General features: G+C 61.7%; 8 protein-coding genes and 2 pseudogenes. 9 read left to right on the plus strand and 1 reads right to left on the minus strand.

The window, feature by feature from the left end; all coding sequences use genetic code 11:
• Window positions 1-470 precede the first annotated feature (470 nt).
• The 8 genes and pseudogenes from AB7F49_RS34315 to AB7F49_RS34350 all read left to right on the plus strand — a co-directional run bounded on the left by AB7F49_RS34315 (window position 471) and on the right by AB7F49_RS34350 (window position 9,788).
• Window positions 471-1,502 (plus strand): extracellular solute-binding protein, encoded by a 1,032-nt coding sequence (locus AB7F49_RS34315; RefSeq protein WP_428530727.1) that lies wholly within the window; start codon window positions 471-473, stop codon window positions 1,500-1,502.
• Between the two features lie 152 nt (window positions 1,503-1,654).
• Window positions 1,655-3,052 carry an ABC transporter permease gene (locus AB7F49_RS34320; protein WP_428530730.1) on the plus strand — a complete coding sequence of 466 codons (1,398 nt, stop codon included), beginning with the start codon at window positions 1,655-1,657 and terminating at the stop codon, window positions 3,050-3,052.
• Window positions 3,049-4,065, plus strand: coding sequence for an ABC transporter ATP-binding protein (locus AB7F49_RS34325; RefSeq protein ID WP_428530733.1), 1,017 nt, complete (start codon window positions 3,049-3,051; stop codon window positions 4,063-4,065). Before AB7F49_RS34320 ends, AB7F49_RS34325 begins: the two co-directional genes overlap by 4 nt.
• A gap of 306 nt (window positions 4,066-4,371) precedes the next feature.
• Complete coding sequence (locus AB7F49_RS34330; RefSeq protein ID WP_428530736.1) at window positions 4,372-4,884, plus strand: DUF1269 domain-containing protein; 513 nt, start codon at window positions 4,372-4,374, stop codon at window positions 4,882-4,884.
• 160 nt (window positions 4,885-5,044) lie between these two features.
• A complete protein-coding gene (locus tag AB7F49_RS34335; protein ID WP_428530739.1) occupies window positions 5,045-5,623 on the plus strand; it encodes an HdeD family acid-resistance protein in 579 nt (192 codons plus the stop codon).
• Between the two features lie 148 nt (window positions 5,624-5,771).
• Window positions 5,772-6,875 (plus strand): AI-2E family transporter, encoded by a 1,104-nt coding sequence (locus tag AB7F49_RS34340; protein WP_428530742.1) that lies wholly within the window; start codon window positions 5,772-5,774, stop codon window positions 6,873-6,875.
• Window positions 6,876-7,263: 388 nt separating this feature from the next.
• Window positions 7,264-8,118, plus strand: a pseudogene (glsA, locus tag AB7F49_RS34345) (glutaminase A); the annotation flags it as partial.
• A 50-nt stretch (window positions 8,119-8,168) separates the two neighbouring features.
• The gene (locus AB7F49_RS34350; protein ID WP_428530745.1) at window positions 8,169-9,788 is read left to right on the plus strand and encodes an MFS transporter; all 1,620 of its coding nucleotides are present in this window, start codon (window positions 8,169-8,171) and stop codon (window positions 9,786-9,788) included.
• 248 nt (window positions 9,789-10,036) lie between these two features.
• Here the strand turns inward: AB7F49_RS34350 and AB7F49_RS34355 are convergent, their stop codons facing one another.
• Window positions 10,037-10,531, minus strand: a complete 495-nt coding sequence (locus AB7F49_RS34355; protein ID WP_428530748.1) for a hypothetical protein — start codon at window positions 10,529-10,531, stop codon at window positions 10,037-10,039.
• Between the two features lie 66 nt (window positions 10,532-10,597).
• Between AB7F49_RS34355 and AB7F49_RS34360 the strand changes: the two are divergent.
• Window positions 10,598-11,428 (plus strand): annotated as a pseudogene (locus tag AB7F49_RS34360) (amidohydrolase family protein); the annotation flags it as partial.
• Between the last annotated feature and the right edge of the window lie 30 nt (window positions 11,429-11,458).

Below are 11,458 nucleotides of genomic sequence, written 5' to 3' on the forward strand. Positions count from 1 at the left end.
GAAGTGGCCGCCGCCATGAAATCCGCCGTGGCCGCCACGGGCCGACGCGCTATCGACCGTCACGAGAGTGGTCGCGGTGCCGAGAGTGATGATCGCTGCGATTGCGAGAGTTGCTTTCCGAAACATGACCAAGTCCCCTGTCTATGTTGTGCATTCCCACTCATCTGTCGTGGACAGGGGCATGCAGGTTCAGCGGGGCAGTGAATTTTTTTGGCCAGGCGGTCGTGGGGGGCGAGAGAGGAGCCTCAAAGGCCCTTCTCGACAGGCCCGCCGCCGTCAGCGGCGATGAATGACCGGATGCTCGTAGGAAGCGTCCATGCGGCGTACGGCATCCGACACTCGATGCTCCTTCCAGCTTAGAATCGATTTAAATCATTGCGATTGCGAGCGAAATGCGAGGCATATAGGGAAAGGACACGCACCATGCGTCGCGAGGCCGACCAACGTGGTGGAAGGCCGGAGGTTCGAACATGCGTTACGTTTCCCGCCGCCATTTTCTTCGCACGAGCGCCTTGCTGACCGGTGCCGCCGCCTTCGGAAGCGCGGCGAGAACGGCCGCGCAAGCGGCCGCCGACACCACGCTGACCCTCTACAACGGACAGCATGCGCGCACGACAGCGGCGCTGGTCGCCGCCTTCACCAAGGCGACCGGCATCAAGGTCGATATCCGCAAGGGCGGCAGCAGCCAGCTCGCCAATCAGATCATCGAGGAGGGAAGCGCATCCCCTGCGGACATTTTCTATTCGGAGGAAAGTCCGCCAGTCGCCGCTCTCTCGAAGAGAAGCCTGCTCAGCAAGCTCGACGACGCGACGTTGCAGCAGGTGCCGAGCACGTATGTCGCCAAGGACGGCACGTGGCTTAGCGCCAGCATGCGTTCACGCGTGGTCGCGTACAACAAGGCCATGGTGAAGGAGAGCGAATTCCCAGGATCGGTGCTCGGTTTCGCAAACGAGTCCTGGAAAGACAGGATCGCCTACGTTCCGACCAGCGGCGCCTTCCAGGAACAAATCATTGCGATCGAGCGGATGAAGGGCCGCGAGGCCGCACTCAACTGGCTGAAGGGCCTCAAGGCCCATGGCCGCTCCTACAACGGCAACGGCGCGGCCATGAAAGCCGTCGAAGCGGGCGAGATCGCCGCCGCCCTCGTCAATAATTATTACTGGTTCAGCGTGGCTAAAGAGGTCGGCGACGCCAAGATGAAATCGGCGCTTTTCTATTTCGGCCACAAGGATCCGGGCGCGCTCATCACGGTCTCCGCCGCAGGCATCCTGAAGTCGAGCAAAAAACAGGAGGCGGCGCAAAAATTCTTGGCCTTCATGGTCAGTGCGGACGGCCAGCAGGCCATCGTCGACTCCGTTGCGGAGTACCCGATACGCCCGGGCATCAAATCCCCTTACGCCCTCAAGCCATTCGCCGAACTCGACCCTCCACCCGTCACGCCGGACGATCTCGGCGATGCGGCCGATGCTCTGGTGCTCGAACGCGAGGCAGGCCTGGCTTGACGATCGCATGGACGAACAGAGGGCGGCCCGAGTGGCCGCCCCTCTGGCTCGTTCTCGCTACGCTTCCGCCCCTTTTCCTTATCTGTCTGCCGCTCGTCTATGTCGGGCTACGCTCGTGGCAGGCAGGCCCCGCGGGGATCGTTTCGGAGCTGGTGCGGGAACGAACGCTGGAGTTGCTCGCGAATACCGTGATCCTCGCCGTCGGCGTGACAGCGGGAGCCTGCTTGATCGGCACGGCGATGGCTTGGTGCATCGAGCGGTGCGACCTGCCGGGCCGAGCGGGATGGCGGATCATGGCAAGCCTGCCGCTTGCCGTGCCCGCCTTCGTGGCGAGCTATGCGTGGGCGTCGGTCGACAGCGTTTTCGAAAGCATGACCGGGGCCATCTTCATCTTGACGATCGTGGTCTACCCCCTCGTTTTTCTACCGGTCAGCGCGGCTCTTCGCGGGATGGACCCGGCCTTCGAGGAAGTATCGCGCTCGCTCGGGCGCGGTTCCTGGGCCACGTTCTTCGGGGCCGTGCTGCCGCAAGCACGCCCGGCACTCGGCGCAGGCGCCCTCCTGGTGCTCACCCATATGTTTGCGGAATTCGGCGCGCTATCGCTCCTGCGCGTACAGACCTTCACAACCTCCATTTTTCAGTCGTACGAGCTTCAGTTCGACAGTGCGTCAGCCGCGCTGCAGTCGGTGGTGCTGATGGCGCTTTGTCTGCCGGCGGCGTGGGGAGAAATGCGCTTGCGGCGCGGAAGGCGTGTCTCCCGCATAGGCCGCGGCAGCGCGCGTACCCTTCCGCCGGTGCCGTTGGGGCGCCTGCGGCTTCCGGTCTTCAGCGCGCTTTGCCTGATGTCCATGCTGTCGCTGGGCGTGCCGATGGCGACGATCGGCTATTGGCTGTTCGTGGGCCAATCGCGAGGCCAGGGCAGCGCGGAGATCATGCCGGCGATCATGGGGTCTCTCGGCCTTTCCTTCCCCGGCGCATTGATCGTCGTGGCCCTGGCGTTGCCGCTCGTTTTCGCTTCAGTCCGCCACGGCGGGCGGCTCGCTCATTTGGCCGACAGGCTTCCTTACGTGATCCACGGCCTTCCCGGATTGGTGATTGCGCTCGCGCTGACGTTCCTATCGATCCATTTCGCGCGCCCGGTCTATCAGACCGCGTTCGTGCTGTTCGTCGCCTATGCCATGCTGTTCCTTCCGATCGCGCAATCGGCCCTGCGCGCCTCCGTCGAGCTCGCGCAGCCGCGGCTGGAGGAGATGGCGCGAGGATTGGGACGAAGTCCGCTCGGCGCCTTTGCGTCGATCACGTTGCCGAACATCCTTCCGGGCATCGGCGCCGCGCTCGCCTTGATGGTGCTGGAACTGATGCGGGAACTGACCGCCACGTTGATGCTTGCGCCCATTGGCGTTGCCACGCTGGCGACCGAGGTGTGGTCGCACGCAAACGACGGGCAATACGCGGCGGCAGCGCCCTTTGCGGCGCTGTTGCTGCTGGTGTCGGCGCCGCTGGTCTACTTCTTCACCCGCGGTAACGCCGAATTGTACGATCTGCGATGACCGGCATCCGACTTCACGCGATCACCAAAAGCTATCGCCAACAAACGGTTCTGAGCGGTGTCGACCTCACGGTGCCGCAAGGCTCGATGCTCGCGCTTCTCGGCCCATCCGGGAGCGGAAAAACCACCTTGCTCCGGCTGATCGCAGGCTTCGAACGGGCGGATGGCGGCGAGATTCATCTCGGTTCTTCCGTCATGCAGGGAAAAGGACGGTTCGTTCCGCCCGAACGCCGGAACGTCGGCTATGTGCCGCAGGAAGGAGCCCTGTTCCCGCATCTAACCGTAGCGCGAAATGTCGGCTACGGCCTCAGACACGGCCAACTCCGACGCCCGCGCGTCGATGAAGTTCTGCGCCTCGTCGATCTCACGGACTATGCGGACCGCTATCCGCACGAGCTGTCGGGGGGCCAGCAGCAACGTGTCGCACTCGCGCGAGCCATGGCGCCGCATCCTCGCGTCATCCTGCTCGACGAACCCTTCAATGCGCTCGACCTCGATCTGCGCCGTAAGATGAGCGAGCACGTCGTCGCCTTGTTGCGGCAGGCGGGAACGACCACGGTGCTTGTCACCCACGACCCCGCCGAGGCGTTCGCCGCCGCCGATCTTGTGGCGGTCATCAACAACGGCGTTGTCATGCAATGCGGAACGCCGACGGAGGTTTACAACACACCGGCGAATGCGGAGGTGGCCCGGTTGACCGGGATGGCCATCCTGCTCGATGGCGTCATGCGGAAGAGCAAAGCGGAGACCTTGATCGGCGCCATTCCCGTGGCAGGCCATCCTGAGGCGGACGGCGGCAAGGTCACCGTGCTCTTGCGTCCCGAACAGATTGAATTGGCGCACGCAAGCGATGGCCGAGAGGCCGCCATTCTCAATCGTCATTTCCAAGGCGATCACACCGTCCTAACGCTCTCGGTCGATGACCTCGAGTTCGATGTTCGGACGGATGCCCCGCCTTCCGGAAAGACCGTCTGGCTGAAGATACGAGGCAGCTGCCAAACCTGGGCCCGGTGACTATCTATCGCTAACTTCGATCACGGCGCAGGGTCGAACGCCAACGAAGCCTCGTCCGCCGTAGCCGGATCATGGCGAAGCTCCGATCGGTCGGCAGCGAAGACCGCGAGCAATATCCCGGAGCGAAGGCATGAGCCCAGCGGCTTTCGCGAGTCCAGGATTCTCATTCAACCGCGTCGAATGAGGTCCGCCCGCGCAACAGCTCATCTCCATTTCGGGACAATCCTACAGAAAATATGGGTTTTTTTAAAACTGGCGATTTTTTAGAATGCGAAGCGACACCCTTGAGAGCATCGGAGGTTTCCCATGTCCGACCTGATAGCGATCGTGTATCCGACGGAAGCGAAAGCCGAGGAAGTACGTCAGCGGCTTCTCAAACTTCAGAAAGAATATCTCATCACGCTAAGCGATGCCGTCATCGCCACCAAGACTGAAAACGGTCAGGTGAAACTGAACCAGCTCGTGAACACGACAGCCACCGGCGCCGTTTCCGGTAGCTTCTGGGGGCTTCTGATCGGCGTGATTTTCCTTAATCCGATTCTCGGCGTTGCGCTTGGCGCCGCCTCCGGCGCACTCGGCGGACTTCTGGCGGACTACGGAATCAACGACGCGTTCATGAAAGATCTCAGTGCCTCGCTAAAACCGGGAAATGCCGCTCTCTTCGTTCTGGTGAAGAACATGACTCCGGACAAGGTTTTGCGCGACATTCAAGATGCCGGCGGAACGGTGCTTAAGACTTCTCTCGACGACACGAAGGAGCAAAAGCTGCGCGACGCGCTTGCCAAAGCAAGCACCGAGACGCCGGCTGCGCCGGCATAGCTCTTCCCGATCAATGGGACGAAAAGCCGACAGGCTGCGAGGTCGGCTTTACAAGCGTGCGACATCCGCGCTCTACTGTAAAGCGCGGATGTCTTCATGCTGACGATAGGTGGCGAAATTTAATCCGCTTTCTTTATTTTTTTGATCGGAGCGGCCTGTCATGAGCAATTTGGAAAACGAGATGTCGGGCCGCCGCATTGCACAGCTTCCGGCACGGTGGGTGCGGGTTCTTCTGGGAGTCGTACTCAGCGTCATCGGCCTCGTCGTGCTCACCGATGTCGCGTTCTTCACCCTGGTGAGCGCCATATTCATCGGCTGGATGGCGGTCGCCGCCGGCGCGCTCGAGATCGTTCACGCATTTGGAACGAAGGGCTGGGGCGGCATCCTGTGGCAGGTCGCGCTCGGGGTCCTCTACGTTACATTCGGCCTCGCGCTTTTGAACCAACCCCTCGTCGGCGCATTCGTCCTGACCTACGTGTTGGCGCTCACGTTGCTGGCGTCGGGAATCATTCGCATTCTGATCAGTCTCGCGAATTGGAATGCGGCCGGCCTCGTACTGCTGATCTCCGGTCTGTTCGGTGTTCTTGCAGGCGTCATCATCCTGATGCGATTCCCTGCGAGCGGTGCTTTTCTCTTGGGCGCTCTCCTCGGAATCGATCTTTTGCTGCATGGAATCGGATGGCTTTTTTCCGCTTGGTTGCCGAAGGGCAGCGAGAAAACGCCGGTGTCCGCCGGCTGAAGAACGCTTCGCCCTACGTGAAAATTGTCAACGCGCTGCGCTTCGCTTTTGAAGCGAACCATCGCTCCGGCTGCATTTACATGACCCACTCGCGGGCTTGTTACCGTGCCGATATCGGCAAGCGTGAATCGAACGGCGCGCCGCTCATATGAACGACCCTGCGCGAGAGGATAAGGACAATCGCGATCCCGACGTCGGCGCGACACGGCTTGTGGCGATGCAGCCCGGAGCGGCGCTCGGACGCGAGATCTTCGTGGCCGGCTTCGCGTTGCTCGTCGTCGGCACCGGCCTCTTCCTGGTTTGGCAAACGACGTCGAGCCTTCTGCTGGTGTTCGCGGGGGTGCTGCTCGCCACGTTCTTCGATTCCGCAACGAGAATCGTCGGCCTCATGCTGCCGATCAGCCGCGCGTGGCGGCTGACGCTCGTGCTGATCGCGCTCGCGGCGATCACCGCGCTCGGCCTCAAATGGGGAGCGAACGGGCTGCCCGAGCAATCGCGAATGCTCCTGCAAGTCATGGATACGCAACTGGCCGTTCTGCGAAAGCACTTGCTGTCCTACGGCGTTGATGCGCTTGGCCCGGAGACAGGAACCGACCTTGCGCAATGGCTCTTCTCCGATCAGGGAAAACTGCTGAGCCACGCGCAGGCGCTTCTCGGCCGAGCTTCCGGCATCCTCACGAACATTTTCATCATTTTGTTTCTTGGAATTCTATTCGCCGCCAGCCCTCTGACCTATCGCGAAAGCATCGTCGTACTGGTCAAGCCTTCACATCGCGCACGCACGCGCGCTGTACTGGATGAAATGGGAGCGGTTCTGCGTTTCTGGCTGGTTGGACAGATGGTTCGTATCGCGCTGATGACGATTTGCGTTGCCGCCGTGCTTTATCTCATCGGCTTGCCGGCGCCGTTTTTGCTCGGTCTTCAAGCGGGAGTATCCAATCTCATTCCGTATCTCGGGCCCATCGCCGCGGCCGCACCGATCGGTCTCGTCGCGATGCCGCTTGGAGGTTCGGTGGTGATCTGGTCGCTCGTCATCTACACCGTGATTCAATCGGTCGAAGGATATTTGATCGGACCGCTGATCCAGCGCCAGGCCATCGAGATTCCTCCGGCCTGGATCCTCACGGCCATCGTCATCCTCGGATCGCTTTTTGGCATCCTGGGCGTAGCGCTCGCGATGCCGCTCGTTGCCGTCGCGCGGGTCGCGATCGTCAGATTTTATGTCGAGGACCATCTGGAGGGCAGGACGTAGTCGCGTTCGAATAACAGCTTTACGCGGCGCCGGAATCGGATCACTTTTAAGGAAAGGCGTAGGTGCAGCGTAAGGGCGTTGCCAACATCTTCGAACCGGGCATTTCCACCTTCGTGAATGCCATTAGTATGTTGCCGAGCCGCCGCCGTTGTACGCAAGATCAACGTCGGATCATATAAATGCATACCTGCCGCCATTTTGCGGCGGCGGCAAAGTTCGTTTACCGTTGGGCAAAGAGGAGTGCTGGAGTTTGTCGGATCCTCTTCAGCCGCAAGGAAAGCCATATATTTCGACCGGCAAATTGCCGCCGGCGGAGCAGGTCGTCCGATTGGTCTCCGAGGCCCACGAGCGCTTTGCATCCGTGAGGCTGTGAGAGAATTCGCAAGTTTATCCGGCGCTCGCGCGCGTCCCTCAAGAACTGTTTGGCATCTGCGTGGTCGGCGTCAACGGCCGCGTGTTCTCCGTCGGTGACGCAGAGCACGAATTCACGATCATGAGCGTCTCGAAACCGTTTCTGTTTGCGTTGATCTGCGATCTTATCGGCGCGACGGGAGCGCGTGAACGGCTCGGCGTAAACGCAACGGGGTATGCGTTCAACTCGCTCGCCGGCATCGAACGCAGCTCCGACGGGCGCACCAATCCGATGGTGAACGCGGGCGCGATCGCGACAACAAGCTTGGTTCCGGGCGCAAACACCGAGGAGAAATGGAAATTCATTCGCGACGGCCTCTCACGTTTTGCCGGTCGGGACCTCTCGGTGAACGAGGAGGTCTATGCGTCGGCGTCCGAGACGAACTTTCGTAATCGAAGCATCGCATGGATGCTGCAAAGCATGGGCCGCCTCTATTGTGATCCGCGCGAGGCGACCGACCTCTATACACGGCAATGTTCGTTGAATGTGAGCGCTAAGGATCTTGCGGTGATGGGCGCGACGCTGACGCATGGGGGCGTCAACCCGCTCACCGGAAACCAAATCGTCAAGCCCGAGGTCTGCCACTTTGCCTTGGCGGTCATGCTGACGGCGGGGCTCTATGAGACGTCGGGCGACTGGCTCTACGAGATCGGCCTTCCGGGAAAAAGCGGAATCGGCGGCGGCATCGTCACCGTATCTCCAGGCAAAGGCGGGTTAGGCACCTTTGCCCCGCCGCTGGACGATGCGGGCAATAGCGTGAAGGGACAATTGGTGGCTCAATTCCTGTCCCAACGACTGGGTCTGGACCTGCTTACGTCATCGACGGACTGAAAAAAACGAGCGCACGACGACGCTCCTAAACCGGGACGGGGAGGCAAACAATGGCTTCGACGACGCCGATGGATTCCGTGGAAACGGTCGCCCGGGAGTCATGGATCCCCATGATCGCGATCGCGCTCGGGCAGGCCATCATGTCGTTCAACGTGGCTTCTTTGCCTGTTGCGCTCGGGGGCATGGTCGAAAGCTTCGGCGTGGCGCCGACCGTCGTCGCAACCGGCATCGTCGCCTATTCGATGATCGTGGCAGGCTTCGTGATGCTGGGCGCCAAGCTGGTGCAGCGTTTCGGCGCCCTGCGCGTGTTTCGCTTGGCTGTGATCCTGTTCGGGGTATCGCAAGTCTTCATGACCTTCAGCCCCGCGGCGTCGATCATGATTTTTGCGCAAGCGCTCTGCGGCGCATCCGGCGCGGTGATCGTGCCGGCACTCGTCGCGCTCATCGCGGAAAATTACCACGGCAATCAGCAGGCCACCGCGCTCGGCGCGTTGGGGTCCGCCCGAGCCGGCGCGGGCGTGCTCGCATTCCTGATCGGAGGCGTCCTCGGCACCTATATCGGCTGGCGGCCCGTTTTCGGCATCCTCATCGCCGTTTCAGCGCTGGTCTTCTTTCTCAGTTTCCGACTGAAACCCGATCACGGCCGCCCGGACGTACGCATCGACATGGTCGGCGTGGCACTGGCCGCGTCGGCGATCATCCTCATCAGCTTCGGATTCAACAACCTGAACGGTTGGGGATTGGCCCTGGCGCGGCCAACGGCGCCGTTCAACGTTCTCGGCCTGTCTCCTGCTCCCATCATGATCGTGCTCGGAATCATGCTGGGGCAGGCGTTCCTTCTCTGGACACGGCGGCGTGAGGCCGCAAATCAGACGCCGCTGCTGCCGCTGGAAGTTCTCGACTCGCGCGAGGAGCGCGCGGCGGTCTACGCCATGTTCTCGGTCGTCGCGCTCGAGGCGGCTCTCAATTTCTCCGTGCCGCTCTACATACAGATCGTGCAGGGGCGCTCGCCCTTGGCGACGGCCATCGCCATGCTGCCGTTCAACCTGACCGTCTTCTTCGCCGCAATGTTCATCGTGCGCTTCTACGAGAAGTTCACGCCGCGACAGATCGGCCGCTTCGGCTTCGCATTGTGCGCCGCGGCGTTGATCTGGCTTGCATTCGTCGTGCGTAACGACTGGAGCGCCATTCCCGTTCTCTTCGGGCTGATCGTCTTCGGTATCGGGCAGGGCTCGCTCGTTACGCTCCTGTTCAACGTTCTTGTGACGGCGTCGCCGAAAACATTGGCCGGCGACGTTGGTTCCCTGCGCGGCACGACGAATAATCTTGCCGCCGCCGTCGGAACGGCTGTCGCCGGCGCGTTGTTGGTCGGATTGTTGAGTTCGGCAGTGATGAGCCAGTTGGCTTCGAATCCGACGCTGCCGATCGAGATTCAGTCTCAAGTCAACCTCGATAGCATCACCTTTGTGAGCAACGAGCGGCTCAAGGGCGTGATCGACGCAACGACAGCGACGGCGGAACAGAAAGCGGAGGCGCTGCGCATCAATTCGGAATCAAGACTGCTGGCGCTCAAGATCGGATTCTTGATCCTGGCGGGCCTTGCGCTGCTGGCAATCCTTCCGGCGAGTGGCCTGCCCCGTTATCGGCCGGGCGAAATCCCGGAGCCGTGATCTCGAGGTCCGCGCGCCGCGAATTGTGCGCGCCGCGACAGTGCGAGGAAGACGTCCGTGTAGTGAAAGGAGCCCTGCTAACTTCGTTCGTAACCTGGGTGTACTGAAGGAGGAACAAATGACCGGTCTCAAGATGCGAGCTGCCTTACCTCTGATCCTCGGAACTCTCTTTTTGGCCACGCCGGCAAAGGCGACCGTCCCTGGCTTGCCTGACGCCATTCGGGCAGCGGCCGGCGACGTCGGCAACGTCATCGATGTCCAAGCGCGCTTCTGGCGCGGCCGGCAATATTGCTGGTACTTCGACGGATGGCGCGGCCCAGGCTGGTACTGGTGCGGCTACCGGATGCGGCGCGGCTTCGGGTGGGGCGGCGGTTCCGGTTGGCACGGGTGGCATCCGCCACGACGGCCGGGAGTGAGGCCTCCCCACGTCGGGCGTCCTCCGCATGCTGGCCGCCCCCCGCATGCCGGCCGCCCGCCGCATGTTGGACGCCCGCCGCATGCGGGCAGACCTCCTCATGCCGGCGGCCGGCCCGGCGGCGGCAGCGGCGGTCGTCCGCGCCGCTGATCCAGAGCGCGAGCCCTCGGGTCTGATTCAACAGCATTGAATCAGACCCGTCGTTATCTTTTTGTCTGAGCATGATCTTTTCCGAAACCGACTTCCACTTTTCGGGATCATGCTCCAAGTCCCGCCTTTCGTACGGCATGACGTCAACGATCGGCGTCGTGCCGCACACGCCATTCATATTTCAATTTGCCTGGCATTGCCGGCGCAACGCAGTTCGGCAAGCGATAGAAGGAAAGCATCCGTGATGTCGAAACCCCTATTGGTCACTGCGGCCGCGCTTCTCGCTTTTTCCGCAACGGCGAGCGCTCAGACACCGGCGCCGCCATCGACAGCCGCTTCGACGCTTTTCCAGAACGTTCGAATCTTCGACGGCAAGAGCAGTTCGCTCTCAGCGCCCTCCAACGTGCTTGTCAAAGGCAACATCATCGAGCGTATCTCGACAGCAACGATCGACGCGGAGCCGGGAACAGCGGTAGTTGCCGGCGGCGGACGGACGCTCATGCCCGGCCTGATCGATGCTCATTGGCACGCGATGTTGATCCGTCCGAATCCGGCGCAGGCGATCAATGGCGACGTCGGTTACAACAATATCACGGCCGCTGCGGAAGCATCCGACACGCTGATGCGCGGCTTCACAACCGTCCGCGACGTCGGCGGACCGTCCTTTGGCCTGAAGCAGGCCATCGACGAAGGAGTCATCGCAGGTCCCCGCATCTATCCTTCGGGAGCGATCATCACCGTGACCAGCGGCCACGGAGATTTCCGCCAATTGTCCGATCTGCCACGCACCATCGGCGGCATGATGGCGCGCATGGAGAAAGTCGGTGGCAGCATGCTTGCCGACAGTCCCGACGAAGTACGCTTGCGTGTCCGCGAACAGCTCATGCTGGGCGCGTCCCAGATCAAGCTCACGGCGGGCGGCGGCGTGTCATCGCCCTTCAGCCCGATCGACGTGATGACTTTCACCGAGGAAGAACTCCGCGCGGCGGTCGAGGCGGCGGAGAACTGGGGAACATACGTCACCGTTCACGCCTTCACGTCGGCCGAGCTCCAGCGCGCGAGCGCAGCCGGCGTATAATGCATCGAGCGTGGCTTCAAGATGTAC

The organism is Pseudorhodoplanes sp., from assembly GCF_050250235.1.
GTDB lineage: Bacteria > Pseudomonadota > Alphaproteobacteria > Rhizobiales > Xanthobacteraceae > Pseudorhodoplanes.